Annotated in this window: 18 protein-coding genes and 5 pseudogenes; 16 read left to right on the top strand and 7 right to left on the bottom strand. The window is 34.2% G+C overall.

Annotation, left to right across the window (positions count from 1 at the left end):
• Positions 1–184: 184 nt before the first annotated feature.
• A complete protein-coding gene (locus BG05_RS00785) occupies positions 185–463 on the top strand; it encodes an AbrB/MazE/SpoVT family DNA-binding domain-containing protein (RefSeq protein WP_002187279.1) in 279 nt (92 codons plus the stop codon).
• An 87-nt stretch (positions 464–550) separates the two neighbouring features.
• On the opposite strand, the pseudogene BG05_RS31370 reads toward BG05_RS00785, so the two are convergent.
• Both BG05_RS31370 and BG05_RS00775 read right to left on the bottom strand, forming a co-directional pair.
• Positions 551–706, bottom strand: a pseudogene (locus tag BG05_RS31370) (spore germination protein); the annotation flags it as partial.
• 708 nt (positions 707–1,414) lie between these two features.
• Positions 1,415–2,440 (bottom strand): BclA C-terminal domain-containing protein, encoded by a 1,026-nt coding sequence (locus BG05_RS00775; protein ID WP_041867960.1) that lies wholly within the window; start codon positions 2,438–2,440, stop codon positions 1,415–1,417.
• Between the two features lie 692 nt (positions 2,441–3,132).
• Here BG05_RS00775 and BG05_RS32095 point away from each other — a divergent pair.
• From BG05_RS32095 to BG05_RS00725, 10 genes and pseudogenes are all read left to right on the top strand, one after another.
• Positions 3,133–3,734, top strand: a pseudogene (locus BG05_RS32095) (DUF6944 family repetitive protein).
• A 202-nt stretch (positions 3,735–3,936) separates the two neighbouring features.
• Positions 3,937–4,400 (top strand): annotated as a pseudogene (locus BG05_RS00760) (ArpU family phage packaging/lysis transcriptional regulator).
• Positions 4,400–4,942 carry a site-specific integrase gene (locus BG05_RS00755; RefSeq protein WP_002187270.1) on the top strand — a complete coding sequence of 181 codons (543 nt, stop codon included), beginning with the start codon at positions 4,400–4,402 and terminating at the stop codon, positions 4,940–4,942. The pseudogene BG05_RS00760 and the gene BG05_RS00755 overlap by 1 nt, the downstream one beginning before the upstream one ends.
• Before the next feature lie 305 nt (positions 4,943–5,247).
• Positions 5,248–5,721 (top strand): DUF2716 domain-containing protein, encoded by a 474-nt coding sequence (locus tag BG05_RS00750; protein WP_002187269.1) that lies wholly within the window; start codon positions 5,248–5,250, stop codon positions 5,719–5,721.
• A 298-nt stretch (positions 5,722–6,019) separates the two neighbouring features.
• Positions 6,020–6,973, top strand: a complete 954-nt coding sequence (locus BG05_RS00745) for a nucleoside 2-deoxyribosyltransferase (protein WP_002187268.1) — start codon at positions 6,020–6,022, stop codon at positions 6,971–6,973.
• 375 nt (positions 6,974–7,348) lie between these two features.
• Positions 7,349–7,624: a hypothetical protein gene (locus tag BG05_RS00740; RefSeq protein ID WP_003193761.1), complete on the top strand. Its 276-nt coding sequence runs from the start codon at positions 7,349–7,351 to the stop codon at positions 7,622–7,624.
• Between the two features lie 220 nt (positions 7,625–7,844).
• Positions 7,845–8,033 carry a hypothetical protein gene (locus BG05_RS28915; protein ID WP_016127767.1) on the top strand — a complete coding sequence of 63 codons (189 nt, stop codon included), beginning with the start codon at positions 7,845–7,847 and terminating at the stop codon, positions 8,031–8,033.
• Positions 8,034–8,333: 300 nt separating this feature from the next.
• A complete protein-coding gene (locus BG05_RS00735; protein WP_002191419.1) occupies positions 8,334–8,909 on the top strand; it encodes a recombinase family protein in 576 nt (191 codons plus the stop codon).
• Positions 8,909–9,331, top strand: coding sequence for an HNH endonuclease (locus tag BG05_RS00730; protein WP_002187261.1), 423 nt, complete (start codon positions 8,909–8,911; stop codon positions 9,329–9,331). The genes BG05_RS00735 and BG05_RS00730 overlap by 1 nt, the downstream gene beginning before the upstream one ends.
• A 122-nt stretch (positions 9,332–9,453) precedes the next feature.
• Complete coding sequence (locus BG05_RS00725; protein WP_002078426.1) at positions 9,454–9,750, top strand: hypothetical protein; 297 nt, start codon at positions 9,454–9,456, stop codon at positions 9,748–9,750.
• 70 nt (positions 9,751–9,820) lie between these two features.
• Here BG05_RS00725 and BG05_RS00720 read toward each other — a convergent pair whose 3' ends face one another.
• Both BG05_RS00720 and BG05_RS31365 read right to left on the bottom strand, forming a co-directional pair.
• A complete protein-coding gene (locus BG05_RS00720) occupies positions 9,821–10,036 on the bottom strand; it encodes a hypothetical protein (RefSeq protein ID WP_002187260.1) in 216 nt (71 codons plus the stop codon).
• Positions 10,037–10,048: 12 nt separating this feature from the next.
• Positions 10,049–10,252 (bottom strand): hypothetical protein, encoded by a 204-nt coding sequence (locus BG05_RS31365; protein WP_016127765.1) that lies wholly within the window; start codon positions 10,250–10,252, stop codon positions 10,049–10,051.
• 93 nt (positions 10,253–10,345) lie between these two features.
• Between BG05_RS31365 and BG05_RS32045 the strand changes: the two genes are divergently transcribed.
• From BG05_RS32045 to BG05_RS00705, 4 genes are read left to right on the top strand one after another with little or no spacing between them, the layout of a single operon-like run.
• Entirely contained in the window at positions 10,346–10,459 is a 114-nt protein-coding gene (locus tag BG05_RS32045; RefSeq protein WP_080029303.1) for an XkdX family protein, read from the top strand.
• A gap of 54 nt (positions 10,460–10,513) precedes the next feature.
• Positions 10,514–10,786 (top strand): hypothetical protein, encoded by a 273-nt coding sequence (locus tag BG05_RS00715; protein WP_002187259.1) that lies wholly within the window; start codon positions 10,514–10,516, stop codon positions 10,784–10,786.
• A 2-nt stretch (positions 10,787–10,788) separates the two neighbouring features.
• Positions 10,789–11,013 (top strand): hypothetical protein, encoded by a 225-nt coding sequence (locus BG05_RS00710; protein WP_003193754.1) that lies wholly within the window; start codon positions 10,789–10,791, stop codon positions 11,011–11,013.
• On the top strand, positions 11,013–11,876 hold the full coding sequence (locus BG05_RS00705; RefSeq protein ID WP_003193751.1) for a GH25 family lysozyme: 864 nt from the start codon (positions 11,013–11,015) through the stop codon (positions 11,874–11,876). The genes BG05_RS00710 and BG05_RS00705 overlap by 1 nt, the downstream gene beginning before the upstream one ends.
• Positions 11,877–12,127: 251 nt before the next feature.
• Here the strand turns inward: BG05_RS00705 and BG05_RS00700 are convergent, their stop codons facing one another.
• Positions 12,128–12,469 carry a YolD-like family protein gene (locus tag BG05_RS00700; protein WP_002187255.1) on the bottom strand — a complete coding sequence of 114 codons (342 nt, stop codon included), beginning with the start codon at positions 12,467–12,469 and terminating at the stop codon, positions 12,128–12,130.
• Positions 12,470–12,641: 172 nt separating this feature from the next.
• Between BG05_RS00700 and BG05_RS31360 the strand changes: the two are divergent.
• Positions 12,642–12,865: pseudogene (locus tag BG05_RS31360) on the top strand (N-acetylmuramoyl-L-alanine amidase); the annotation flags it as partial.
• 47 nt (positions 12,866–12,912) lie between these two features.
• On the opposite strand, the pseudogene BG05_RS28895 reads toward BG05_RS31360, so the two are convergent.
• Positions 12,913–13,236, bottom strand: a pseudogene (locus tag BG05_RS28895) (YxiF family protein); the annotation flags it as partial.
• A gap of 159 nt (positions 13,237–13,395) precedes the next feature.
• On the bottom strand, positions 13,396–13,512 hold the full coding sequence (locus BG05_RS00690; RefSeq protein ID WP_003193749.1) for a hypothetical protein: 117 nt from the start codon (positions 13,510–13,512) through the stop codon (positions 13,396–13,398).
• Positions 13,513–13,855: the final 343 nt, after the last annotated feature.

Below are 13,855 nucleotides of genomic sequence, written 5' to 3'. Positions count from 1 at the left end.
GTTTTTGGGGTTTTTAGGGGGAATAAAAAGGCTAGTCATTATTTAAGACTTAACCCTTTTCTACTAGCTGACGAATTGCTTCATTTCAATTACTTATCTTGTTATCGTGCCAAAAATCCTCTATTTATTTTACTTGTTCTTTTGTAAATGAAACTAAATTTTCATGTATGGGGAAAGATATTAGATGAAAGCAACCGGAGTAACTAGAAAAGTAGATGAGTTAGGGCGTGTGGTAATTCCAAAGGAACTTAGAAATACGCTAGGTATTAAAGAAAAATCACCATTAGAGATCTTTGTAGAAGGTGAAGACATTGTTTTACAGAAGTATCAGCCTGGTGGTGTTTGTGCATTAACAGAAGAGGTGTCAAATCGTAACATAGTATTAGCAAATGGTAAGATAACATTAAATCCAGAAGGTGCGGAACTATTAATAAAAGAAGTAAAACAGTACCTTGTAAAATAAGTGGCCCTTACATGGGGCTTTTTTTAAAATCAATAAAATAATTTCATGTACCGTATTTATTATAAAAAATAATAACACAACGAACCTAACACCGCTAAAGGTATTGATAACAAAACCAACATTTGATGATCCTGAACCATTATAAGATTTTGTATTCTCTTTTGGAGAAACATTATAAAAATCGCCTAAGTTGAAAGAACCAGTACTATTTTGTGCGACAAGGTTTGCTACAACTGAGGGCATAGTACGCACCTAATTTCCTAGAAAGTATTTAAATTAGCATATGTTGTAATCATCTAGAGGTTCATTTTGATCTAAGAATTCGAAGTTATTGCTCGTGAAGATTTTAATAAAATAGTTATTTTGTAATAATCAAAAAAGAGCACTTCGTATAGGTGCCGAAATAAGAATTATTCAATTGTCAAGATAATTACTTACCACCATTTTGATTTATACGTTTTAAATAAAAAATAGAACAAGGTCCTGATTTGAAAAATAGAGAGCTCTTTGAAAAGAGCTCTCTGACTAAAATTTATATTGAATATGAATACACACGATATTGTATACGTGCTATTTAGGTAGGTGCAATTTTAAAACAAAATCCTTATTTGAATAGAGAAAAAAGACAACAACCGGAGGGCTTGTTGTCTCAAAAAAGTGGAATGTCACTAAAATATTTGTTGAAGACATAACAGGTTATTTAAAGTATATGAATTGCGTATAAAAATATACAGTAGAAATTAAAGAGCGCTTACCAAGGTGCTCTTCTACCCAAACTTACATTGAAAAAGAATCCGCGACATTGTATGCGTATTTCTTTCGCTTTGTGTAGTTTTAAAACAAAATCGTTATTTTAATTAAAAGAGCAGCTAGCAAAAGCTAACTGCTTGTTAAAAAAAGAATCCACTCTAGGTTATTTACTGCCAGAGTTTCAAGAAATAAATGATTAAATTAATTTAATTTTTCAATTACAATCGAAGCATTTATATTTGTTTGTGTTCCACCTGCCAAAGTCTGCAAAGTAACTGCAGCAGCGGAAGTATGATTATTAAGGGTAATAATATCACCTGCAGCTAAAGTGAGGATTGTTTGGCCGTTGTTTGGTTGAGTTCCTGCACCTGATCCATAAACTGCGCTGGTAACCGAAGCACCATTTAAAAAAAGTGTGAATTGATTAGGCTCAACTCCTGATATAGAAAAAGAAATTTTATAATCTCCTGCATTAAGAACCATCAATTGAGAAGTTCCAAGCGTATGAGTAAAACCAGGTGTCATTCTACCATGTGAATTAAAAAGAATAGGTGCTTCTAAGGCAACAACTTGAGCTGCTGTATTGAAAACATAAGCATAATGAGATAACCCAGATACTGTAAGTCCGGTAGGTCCAGTAGGCCCCGGAGGTCCACCAGAAGGTCCGGTTGCTCCAGTAGGTCCAGTAGGCCCCGGAAGTCCACCAGAAGGTCCGGTTACTCCAGTTATTCCAGTAGGTCCAGTAGGCCCCGGAGGTCCACCAGAAGGTCCGGTTGCTCCAGTTATTCCAGTAGGTCCAGTAGGCCCCGGAGGTCCACCAGAAGGTCCGGTTGCTCCAGTTATTCCAGTAGGTCCAGTAGGCCCCGGAGGTCCACCAGAAGGTCCGGTTACTCCAGTTACTCCAGTAGGTCCAGTAGGCCCCGGAGGTCCACCAGAAGGTCCGGTTGCTCCAGTTATTCCAGTAGGTCCAGTAGGCCCCGGAAGTCCACCAGAAGGTCCGGTTACTCCAGTTATTCCAGTAGGTCCAGTAGGCCCCGGAGGTCCACTAGAAGGTCCGGTTGCTCCAGTTATTCCAGTAGGTCCAGTAGGCCCCGGAGGTCCAGTAGCTCCGGTTATGCCGGTTGGCCCAGAAGGTCCAGTAGCTCCAGTTATTCCAGTAGGCCCTATTTGAGGCAAAGGAAAGGAACATGGAAAGGGTATGTGACAATTCTTTTTAAATTTACTCATTTTTACACCTCCCTTATAAATTAACTACCAATTTATATTTATACTTTAACAACTTATGAGTAAACAGACACACGGGTGTAAGGAAGAAACCTATAATAATTACATAAAAGGTTTTAAGAGCGAGCCTTTATTTCGCATTCCATACCAAAAAGAGCACTATATATAAGTGCTCTTCGTATCAAAGCTCTTAGTGTAAAAGAGTACGTGATACCAAATGAAATTTTTTCATGGGCGTGAAGTATTTGAACAAAAAAGCTATTTAAATACTAAGTTATCGAGATGAAAAATGGTGCACAAAGTTTTTTGTGCACCACTATATATAAACTATGTCTTGTCTTGTTAATAATATGTCTACCGCATAAAATTGTGAACAGATTAAAGAGAAGATTAAATTTAAAAGAGCAACCTTTGAGGTTGCTCTTATGACCAGTACCATTACTGTAAAAGAATACGTAATATCGGATGTGTATTTTTCAAAAGGTGTGAATTATTTGAACCCAAAATTAATTTGGCACAACAAAGCAGCTAGCTGAAGTAGCTAACTGCTCCAAACAGTGATGTAACTCTAGATGTATGTATAGTATTTACGAAATATTGAGCTTTATTCAGGAGGGAGAGAAGTAGGCCATTAACATGAAGATGCTCCAATACATATCTTGCAAGTAGTAAATTAATGACGGGGTAGATTGAGAATGGATGATCCGATTAAGGAGATAGTTGGCGCATGGTTTGTTGCATTAGGGACAATTATTGCTGCGATTGGGAGTACACCTTTAAAAAGATTGAACAGCGAATTAAGAAAAGATTTGAGCGTATGGGGGAATGTATTACAAGCAACGGGGAATGGTCTGGAAGCTGATGGACAAGGAGAAATATCCCTTGAATTGATTGGGAACGAAATCCAATCAATTGGTAATGTAACGGTTCTAACAGGACTCATTATAGAATTTGAAGATGAAACAAAAAAAAATTAGTAATTGCAGGAAATTGGATACAAGCATTAGGTGGTGTTACATCAATAGGTGGGGAAATAGAAGATAGTTCCAATATGGATGAATCGTATATCATTATCGGGAATGTGTTACAAGCGACTGGTAATTCATTACAGGCAATAGGTGGAATAGATGAATTGAAAGCTAGTCGGGATAAAGTGGAGGGAATTTCGGAAGACGATGAGGAGGATGGGCAGCTTATAGTGATTACGGGGAGTTGGGTCCAAGCGGTCGGTTCAGTAGTTTCATTAATCGGTCAAATAAGAGAAGAAAGCCAAGAGATAGAAGAAAGTATTTCATAGAGGACTTAATAAAATAATCCTTTTCTAATAACAAAGTTACTACAATATGAGAAAATGATATAATAATACCAATTAAATATTTAGTCCTACTGGAAGAACCAGCGGACATCAAACCATAAAGAGCATAAGTGATAGTGCTCTATGGTTTGGTGTCCGCTTTTTGTTTTTTTATTAATAAAATAGATAAGGAGTGTTTTTATATATGACGCAATTAACTTTCTTACCTAAAATTGATCGTAAAGCAACACAAGTTCGTTTAGAAGAGATTCTTGAAAATGTTCGTATTTATAGAAAATTTGGGATGATTAGAAATGAGATGAAGGTCACAGCTTCTTGCGAGGTAAGATATCATGGCCCAACAAACATGGTAGGCAAGCCAGCTGAAGATGTTGCTTTAGCAAATGTTGCAATGAGTGAAAGAGAATTAAAATTACAACGTTTATCTTTTCAAATTGATAAACATTAAGTCGATTTAGCAAAAATCAACGAGATATCATTGTAAAACGATATTTGGAAGATGAGGAAGTCTTTGATTATATGGTTTATAACGATATTGGTATGAGTGAACGTACATATAGAAGAAATAAATCTAATGCTTTTTATAAATTAGCATTTGCTCTTAGATTAGAAGTTTATGAGACTGAAGAATCTGGAGGTAATGAATAATGAATTTTGTTCAGCCAATACGTGATCCAGAGCGAATACAACAGCTAAAAGAGTATTTTAAGGAAAAGAGCTTACGTAATTACATTCTTTTCATTATGGGTATTAATACAGGTCTCAGAATCTCAGATATTTTGAAATTGAAGGTAGGGGATGTTAAAGGCAGCCATATATCTATGCGGGAAAAGAAAACAGGGAAAGAGAAACGAATACAAATTACTGCAGCGCTGAAAAGAGAACTTAAATGGTTTATTGTAGAAAGAGAAGACAATGAGTATTTAATGCAAAGCAGACAAGGTAAGAATCGTCCAATTGGTCGTAGCATGGCATATAAGATATTAAGCGGAGCAGCGGCAGAGTTTGGGTTAGATGAAATAGGAACACATACGTTAAGAAAAACATACGGGTATCACATGTACATGCAAACGAAAAACATAGCATTACTTATGGAGATATTCAATCACTCGTCAGAGAAGGTCACGTTACGTTATATAGGTGTAAATCAAGATGCAATGGATAAAGCAATGACTAGGTTTAAAATCTAATCACTGCTTATTTCTTTTTAAATCTAGGGTATTGCAGCATTTTGGAAAAACTCATGCTAAGAGTATGCAAGATTTTATACAGTTCTAGTAACAAACAAGAATCCAAAAACCGTGCTAGGATAGGAATGTATAAAAAAGTGCATAGATCCATAGAACAAAAAAAGAAGGTTCCTTGGTGAGAGTACGGTTTCCTCCCTTTTCCTTGCTACCGATAAAATGTGTTATGTAAATTAGCAATGAATAGAATATACAATTTCATCGTGGTATTTTAATTATATAATAATATTAGAAAGTAGGTACGGAGTTTGAAAGAATGGATTTTGTTAAATGAACAAGAATATGAGAATGTTTGGGATAGATTTTATGATGAATTTGCTTTTAATCCTAATATAGATGGTGAACAGTCATTTAAATTTTCTTGTCCATATATTACTTATGATTTACCTAATTATTTTGAAGGAAAATGGACTGATGACGATGATTATATTTTTGATCATATATTATTGAAAGCTCTTATTTTATGTACCGAGAAACATGAATATATATATGCGTTAGATTGGCATCATGATAGCTACTGGATGAATCCTAGTTTAAATTTAAATCTAAACGAAAAGGATCATCAATGGAAAATCCCATTTTTTCCGGATGGAGATTATTATTTCTTTTTGCAAAAAGACTTTAAGTGGGGTTATTTAGGGCATCCATGGGAAAAAGTTATTTATATTTTCGGAGAAGAATTAATCAAGAATTTCAAAGAATTAAGGGCTAGTAGATTATAAAAGACCAATGAAAAAGTATAAATTTCACTTCCCATATCGATAATTATGTAAATAAGCTGTCCACATGGGCAGCTTATTTTATTTTTCCGCATAGCGTAGGTTATTTTACAAAATGTTGGTGGTATCCCTATACAGTTACTCATAATTTTCGTACTGTGTAACCCAAAAGAGAAAGTTAAATGAAATCAATGATATCAAGGGATTTAGCGAAGGGGGCAGTTACACACAATATAAGATATGGGTAAGTCGATTATTTATATGTTAAGATTATACTATAAAAAAGAAAGTAGTGATTGTGATGAGTGAAAGATGTCCGGTTTGTCAAAACTCTATTGAGGAACAAAAATTAGTGGGAGTGGGAGGAGGACGTGTAGAGCAATATAAATGTGAGAATTGTGGTACATTTTCCATGGCTGAAGAAGCGAGATTTGAATTAAATGTAGAGCAGAAGAGAAAACTTTCTGCAATTTTAAGAAAGAGAACCATTAGAGGGATGGGGAAAATAATGATTTTTCTTAATCGACCAGATAAAAATCTTTCAGAATTTCCGTATCCTATTTATCTTTTAGAGGATCTATTAAGTGAATATCCAGATAGTGCTTCTGATAGGTTGGATGAGTCATTAATAAACTTAGCTAAATTGTCCAAATTTCCAGGTGACCCAGTATATATTCGTGAATCAGATAAATCTCTATTTTTTGTACAGAGTGTTCACTTGTTGGAAATGAAATATATAGCGACCCAACTATTTCAGGACGAACTGATTGAGATATCTAAGCTATCGGCAGCAGATTTCCCTGCACATATTACAGTTACAGCGAAAGGGTGGAATCGTATTGCAGAATTAGAAAAAGGAAGAGAAGCGGATAATAAGCAGGCATTTGTCGCAATGTCGTTTAGTCCAAAAATGGATGGTCCATATAAGAATGCAATCACAAAAGCTATAAAAGAGGCAGGATACCAGCCTATCAGAATTGAAGAAGCGGAACATAATAATGACATAACTGATGAAATTATAGTCAAAATAAGACAAAGTAAATTTGTAATTGCAGATTTTACCGGACACAGAGGTGGAGTTTATTTCGAAGCTGGTTATGCGATGGGACTAGGTAAGACTGTTATATGGACATGTAAAGATGACGATTTTAAAGATATTCATTTTGATACTAGACAATTTAGTCATATTAAGTGGTCAACAGAAAACGAATTATACCAAAAATTATTAAACAGAATTAAAGCAACAATTAATTAAAAACATGGCAGAGTCGTGACCGCTTTTTGGCAGTAAATGTGCCGGTTGTTTTGGAGTTAACGTGATATATTTGTATTGTGAGAAGTGGCTTAAAACACAACTCATAAAGATTCCTTTATAATCTATATGTTGTCTAAACGGTTTCATAATGACGGCACATAAAATCCGAAACCAGCAGATGGTAGTGATTGAATGATACCGTTATTAAGGAGAGCTTTTGCTCTTCTTCCAGTTACTTAATATTGTTGGAATAGTGTAGCGACATTTGGTGATTGGAAGAAGAATAAAACTTCATTTACCGTAATTAAAACACAAATCAATAATTGCTATAAAAGCATCCATTCGGGTGCTTTTTATTTTGGAGGAGGATGAATAATGGATTTAACATTAGATGGATTAGAGCGGTGTTTTAATGAGGCTGTAAATGAAGGTGCAGAGTATTTAGCTGTTCAAATCGAAATGGACGGATTCCCTAGTGATGAAGTAATTATTAATCATAAGCAAAATATTGATACTAAGTTAGAGTATTATAGGAAAACGTACAACGAGGATTTAGAATATAGATACGCTCCAGGTATTCGTATTGTTGGATTTGCATATGGCTATTCGTTCTCAGGGATTCAACACGAATTAGGATTATTAGCGGAATAATGATTAAACCAATAGCAATTATCGTAGGCGCTGCCGTAATCTGGCTGGCGTCTTGTTTGTTGTTAAGAGATGATAAGGGGTGAAATAGACTTGCAATTTGAAGATTAGATAATAATATTATTACTTTAAAATGCAGAAAGTAGACTAATAAACAAGCTGTTTTTAACTTTTAATCATAGAATATGAGGAATTCTATTGTTAAGAGGAGGTAATCATATTTATGGGATGTAATTGTAATTTCAGACATTGCAGAGATTGTAATAGATTTTGGGATGATTTAATGTTTTGCAGACGCAGACATAGAGATTGTGATGACCGTCGTTGTGGACGTGACCGTGACTGTGATTGTGATGAGTGTCGTCGCAGACGTAATCATGACCGTGATCATGATGATCATCGGGATTGGTAAAGTCCTTTGAATGAGTGTGCTTCTTCACAGCACTCTTTTTTTGTTTATGGGTTTTTTCTAAACTAATACTTATTAAATAAGAAGAATGTAGTTGCAATTCGATTTAAGGTCTAACAAAACAAGCGAACATAACGAACGAAAATAAATGTCCTGTTTGCCTGTCTAAAAGTTGACCCTTTTGTACAATTAAAATTTATAGGGTAAAAACTTTGTAAACAGATAGTTGTTAATGTCTAAAAGATAGTCTAAAATAAAAGTATATAATTCTTAAGACTTTTAGACTATTTTGAGGTGATTTGGATGGCTATCGTTGGTTATGCAAGGGTAAGTACAAAAGATCAAAACTTAGATGCACAAATTGAAAGGTTAACAGAATATAGATGTGACAAAATATATTCTGAAAAGTACAGTGGAGCTAATAGTGATCGGGAAGAATTGCAAAAGGCACTAGAGTATATGAGAGAAGGAGATAAATTTGTTGTTTGTAAAATAGATCGTTTGGCCAGATCAATATTTGATTTGCATAAGATTGTAAATCAATTAGCTGATCGAGGAATAGCGGTGGTGTTTCTTAAAGAACAAATTGATTTTTCAACACCTGCAGGTAAATTGATGTTTACTATGTTAGGGGCTATTGCTGAGTTTGAAAGAGATTTAATCAATGAAAGAACAGCTGAAGGTCGAGAAAGGGCTAAAGCGATGGGTAAACATATGGGACGTAAAGGGCAGGATGAAAAGCAAGTTAAACAAGCCATGAACTTATTTTTAAATAGGAAGGAAAATGGTTTGAGTGTAAATGATATTTCAAAAATGACAGGTGTTCCGCGTTCTACTATTTATGCGAAAGCGAAAGAATTAAAAGGGGAGGAATTATGATGGAGGAATATGAACAGCTTCGGCAGAAATTCCGAAATATAAGTAAGCAATACTGGAAGCAGACTAAGAAACCTAAAATGTGCGAAAAATGCTTTTCAAAAACAGATGTTCATCTGCATCATAAAATCCCGTTAAAAACAGGTGGGACAAATGATTATGATAACCTTATTCCTCTATGTGAAGAATGTCATTGGGAATTTCATAGACACTTTGAAGCTGTAAAATCACATGAATATTTCATGGGAACGCCTAAATATACAGAACTGATAGGGTTATGGGAAGTGGTGAATGATCCATTAGTGGATTCATTATTTATGAAAGAGTTTAAGGAACTTGTTTATAAGGGATTGGATTTAAAAAGAGATGTACAAAAATCATTTAATGAAGAAGAAATAGAAGCGAATAAAGAAGAATTAAAGTAGCGAATCCGCTGCTTTTTATTTTATAAAATAAATTGTATCTGAGTCGAAATAAAAATAGGGGTTTGCCTTAAACATTTAATTTCAATCAAGAATATGAGTATAGAAACAGGATGATTTTTGTAATGGTGGAGGGGATTGTTGTGGACATAACTCAAAGTGTGGCAAGAATAGTGGTTAATGGGAAAGACCTTCCGTTCACTTCAGTTCAAACCTCTGCATGGAATCATGGACCTGTAAATGATTTAATCGTTTCGACGAATCAGAGAGTGAATGAGCTGTATCAATTCATGTGGTCACAAGTACCAGTTACGATTTCGGTGTATTTTCTTCAAGGGGCGGACTTAATGAGATTCGCTAGGATTGCTGGAATTAATGAACGTGTAACGGGAGAATATATATATCATTTCATTTGGGGATAAGAAGAATTCAAAGTAGCTTAACAGCTGCTTTTTTATTTTGCATAGAAAAAGGAACCTACAATGGCTCCTTTTACAACGCTATCTTGTACCTATTGATTTGTCGCTTAACATCCATAAAAGCTAACAATGCTCCTATAGCACAAAGCCCTTTAAACCAAAGGAACTCGGAAGAAAATAGTCCGCCAAAGAAATCGACTGAGTGTACAAAACAAGTAATACCAAATAACCAAAGCATGAACTTTAATTCTTTTGAGGAATATTTATAGTTTTTAAATCTTTCCCACATATGTATCAACTCCTATTGTCCTGATGTTCTGTAGTTTTTCTTTATGATATCTCGCATATTTAAGACAAAGAATAGAAGGAAAATCAAGGCTATGATACCGTTAACCCAGTAGTATGTATGTCCTGTTGTGAATCCAGTATAGAAAGAAAGGGAATTCCAAACTAAAAGGATTGTTGAACAGATAGTAGAGATCAATAATGAACTAAAACTTCTCATGATTTTCACCTCGATTCAAATTTTTATATTTTTTTATATAATGATACATTTAAATGAATGGATTTACAAGAAGAATTACCATAAGGAGGAGTTATAACGAGTTTCTTCCTATCAAATGAAGATGTAGCGGTATTTGTAAGAAGAGGGAATATTACGCCGGAGCAATATGAATTGATTACTGGTGTAACATATCAACCAGCAGAATAAGCATCTTCAAAGCGTGCGAAATGTAGGCTTTTTTATTTTGAAAGGAGCGAAAAAATGACAATTGAACTTGGTTTATTAATTGCATTGCTATCTCTTGCAATTAGTTATTTTGGGTATAAAACAAGGTCCATTAAATCGGATGGCCAACAAAGTGCAGAAACGAACGCGAAATTAGAATACATCAGCAAAGGCGTTGATGATATTCGTATTGATATAAAGGCGAATGAAAAACAGATGATTGTACTTGGTGAACGTATTACAAGGGTAGAAGAAAGTTCTAAACAAGCTCATAAAAGATTGGATACTTTAGAAAAGGAGGCAAATTAAAGATGCCACTTACAAAAGAAAATATTTTAAAACGTTTGCGCAATTGGAAAACATGGGTTGCGCTCTTTTCATGTCTTGGATTGATTTTATCAGTGTTCGGGGTAACTGGATTTGAAGGTAATTTAGAAAAGGTGCAGCAATCTGTTTATTTATTTGGTATTGCACTAGGCATTTGGACAAGTCATGGAGATGACGCTGATCAAAATGAAAAAGGAGATGTTCAATAATGGGACACATTGTAGATATTTCAAAATGGAATGATAATATTAGTTGGGATGTAGCAGCACCGCAAATTGAATTAGCTATTTGTCGTGTACAATACGGTTCGAAATTAGTAGATCATTTATATAATGAGCATGTATCGAAACTAGAGCAATACGGTATTCCACATGCGGCATATGCTTATGGATGTTTTGTATCAGTAGCTGATGCAATTGTGGAAGCTAAGGACTTCTTAGCAAGAGTAAATCCTAATGCTAAATTCCTTGTATTAGATGTGGAAGACGATACAAAAAAGTCAATGAAAAGCAAAGGTAACCTTAATGATTTAGCAAAAGCATCACCAGCTTTCATTGATACATGTAAAGCTGTAGGTTGGAAAGTAGGATTTTATGTAGCTCATCACATGTACGGTGACTATAATTTACAAAGTGTACAAGCTGATTTTATTTGGTTACCGCGCTATGGAACAAATGATGGCCGTCCACAAAAGAAACCCTCTTATCCTTGTGATATCTGGCAATATACCGATAATGGTTATATTGATGGTATTGGGAAAGTGGATATTAATTTATTGCAAGGTGACAAAACATTAGATTGGTATACAGGAGAGAAACACTTAGAACAATCTGTTTCTAACGGTGGTTATCAATACGTTAAGTCTGGCGGATTTGGTACTAATTTGCTATACGAAGCGATTCAAGCTATGGTTGAACGAGGAACGAAAGGTAGAATTATTACTGATCCATTTACAGGGTTATGCAATATCGAAACCGAAGTTTTACCTAATACAGAATTAGATAAAATTACTTGGTGGATGGATACTCGACCTGAAGGTAAATGGTTTTACGAATATATCAAAGTGAAGTAATAGTTGAAGCCATCCTTAATTGGGCGGCTTTAACTATTATCTAAATGATTCCTTAGCTTTCTCTATTAAGTTCTGTTCCTCTTTTGTATTTGTAAATTCGATAACCATAACAGACAGTCCAAAACATAAACAAACAGCCTTTATCTTGCTAACTCTCACAAGAACTTACAATTTTTCTCTATCTGTATTTAACCTAGAATACAAGATTCTTTCATTTTTATTCCCGGATATATTTGAAAAACTGTATGTTTTTATCTCAAATCAATTATATCTATAAATTTAAGGAAAATTCTGTTATAAGATGCATCAGTGCAAGTTATTAAATTCTTTATCGGATTTATGTCAGTTACAGTCACAGATCTAGTAAGCAAATGACCATCTCTATAATAAGTAATCAATATCTTCTCTTCAGAAAGAAATGAACATAATAATTTGTTTTCAATAATTTCTTGTTCGTCTTGGGTTAATGTAGGGCACTCTACTTTTGTTTGTTTTTTAACAATCTTACCAATACCGATGAATTTATTCGGTATCGAAGCGAATGGAGTCCGCTTAACCATTCCTATTCCTTTTGGCATATGTGTATAGTTCATGCTGTATATCCCCCTAATTACTAGTAATCAATGCATCATTATATCATATTTTAAATATATTGGGATTATTTATGTAATTATAAAATAAGTTTTTAGAGGTTTTGGCTCCATATAAAGTTAAACCAATTTAACTAAGCATGATTTATATATATAATAGGAGAAATTACTGTGGAGTCCCTTTGTAGGTAAGCATGTTGTTGCTAAGGTTAATAATCTACGTTTCAATAATACCCTTCTTGGCAAGACAAAGATGTTGCTGGCTCTGTAGATATAGGATTAGGATTCATGATTGATGCGAAAGTAAGTGTCAATGGCTCACCACAATATAAAGTACACAATAGCAAAGGTAAAACATACTATGTAACAGCAAATGAAGCCTATGTGTATGTGAAATAGTAGACAAAACCACCTATCAAAAAGGTGGTTTTGTCTATTTTCATAATTTAGATTTTCGTTAATCCCCACATACTGAATTCATAATGATATTCCGTTCTCTCAATACATACGCCGAATTCTAAATCATCACCAACTAATACAAAATCCGCATACCCAGTTAGAAATCTTGATATGGTTGATAACTCTTCTAAATTATCAAATACTTCAGCAATGTTCAGCTTAACTGCTTCAAATTTACCACCCTTAGAGAAAAAGAGTCTCCCTTGATTAACTGGAAATTTAATGGCTTTAGCTGTTTCTTTTAACAGTGTTATTGATAGTCTTCCATTTTCTTTATAATCAGTGCTACCAAAAATTTTAATGGATTCACTTTACCTTATGTTTTTACGTATTAATTGAGCAGGTCCTTTTGAAAATAAAGAAAAGACACCCTAAGGTGCCTTCCTCCGACTAGAACCACTTTAATTTTAATAATATGTATTGGACTCCCATTCAACTATTATTTTATTGTATCTTTCTCGTTCTTGGCATTATTGTTCTGCTGCTTTCTTCGTTTCTTTTTTTGTTTTGACTTCTGTTTCTTCTGTACCGCAAGCGACTAACCCTAAAGTTAGCACCCCGGCAATAAGTAGATTAATTTTCTTCATTATTGATCCGCCTCTTCACCTTTGTTTTGTTGTAATAACGATGAATCGATGTTCACGACTCAACCTTCGTTTGTAATTTGTTCGTTAGAAAATGAACAATTGATCGTATTAGAAAAGGTTTAAAAATAAAACTTTTCTTTTCATYTAATAAATTTACCTTTAAAGACTACATAAATACCTTTGACCATATTTGTAATTCTTTGTAAAATGATATATATAGAAAGATTATGAATATACAGGTAATCTATGGATAGTAGTTTCTAAGAAATTATTCGGGGAAAATTTCTTAGTTAAGTATATTAACTTGTTGGTTCTGGTGCAAAAACTTCGAGAAAATTGCAAT

This window comes from Bacillus mycoides, assembly GCF_000832605.1.
Lineage (GTDB): Bacteria > Bacillota > Bacilli > Bacillales > Bacillaceae_G > Bacillus_A > Bacillus_A mycoides.
The sequence above is the reverse complement of the archived record's forward strand: the minus strand, read 5'-3'. Positions and strand labels throughout refer to the sequence as shown.

What these genes read in the sequence shown, in the direction of transcription:
- BG05_RS00705 (WP_003193751.1), top strand. Translation starts at nt 11,013, where the DNA reads ATGGGACACATTGTAGATATTTCAAAATGGAATGATAATATTAGTTGG.
- BG05_RS28915 (WP_016127767.1), top strand. Translation starts at nt 7,845, where the DNA reads ATGGGATGTAATTGTAATTTCAGACATTGCAGAGATTGTAATAGATTT.
- BG05_RS00745 (WP_002187268.1), top strand. Translation starts at nt 6,020, where the DNA reads ATGAGTGAAAGATGTCCGGTTTGTCAAAACTCTATTGAGGAACAAAAA.
- BG05_RS00720 (WP_002187260.1), bottom strand. Translation starts at nt 10,036, where the DNA reads ATGTGGGAAAGATTTAAAAACTATAAATATTCCTCAAAAGAATTAAAG.
- BG05_RS00710 (WP_003193754.1), top strand. Translation starts at nt 10,789, where the DNA reads ATGCCACTTACAAAAGAAAATATTTTAAAACGTTTGCGCAATTGGAAA.
- BG05_RS00715 (WP_002187259.1), top strand. Translation starts at nt 10,514, where the DNA reads ATGACAATTGAACTTGGTTTATTAATTGCATTGCTATCTCTTGCAATT.
- BG05_RS00785 (WP_002187279.1), top strand. Translation starts at nt 185, where the DNA reads ATGAAAGCAACCGGAGTAACTAGAAAAGTAGATGAGTTAGGGCGTGTG.
- BG05_RS00700 (WP_002187255.1), bottom strand. Translation starts at nt 12,469, where the DNA reads ATGAACTATACACATATGCCAAAAGGAATAGGAATGGTTAAGCGGACT.
- BG05_RS31365 (WP_016127765.1), bottom strand. Translation starts at nt 10,252, where the DNA reads ATGAGAAGTTTTAGTTCATTATTGATCTCTACTATCTGTTCAACAATC.
- BG05_RS00735 (WP_002191419.1), top strand. Translation starts at nt 8,334, where the DNA reads ATGGCTATCGTTGGTTATGCAAGGGTAAGTACAAAAGATCAAAACTTA.
- BG05_RS00725 (WP_002078426.1), top strand. Translation starts at nt 9,454, where the DNA reads ATGGTGGAGGGGATTGTTGTGGACATAACTCAAAGTGTGGCAAGAATA.
- BG05_RS00755 (WP_002187270.1), top strand. Translation starts at nt 4,400, where the DNA reads ATGAATTTTGTTCAGCCAATACGTGATCCAGAGCGAATACAACAGCTA.
- BG05_RS00775 (WP_041867960.1), bottom strand. Translation starts at nt 2,440, where the DNA reads ATGAGTAAATTTAAAAAGAATTGTCACATACCCTTTCCATGTTCCTTT.
- BG05_RS00730 (WP_002187261.1), top strand. Translation starts at nt 8,909, where the DNA reads ATGGAGGAATATGAACAGCTTCGGCAGAAATTCCGAAATATAAGTAAG.
- BG05_RS00690 (WP_003193749.1), bottom strand. Translation starts at nt 13,512, where the DNA reads ATGAAGAAAATTAATCTACTTATTGCCGGGGTGCTAACTTTAGGGTTA.
- BG05_RS00740 (WP_003193761.1), top strand. Translation starts at nt 7,349, where the DNA reads ATGGATTTAACATTAGATGGATTAGAGCGGTGTTTTAATGAGGCTGTA.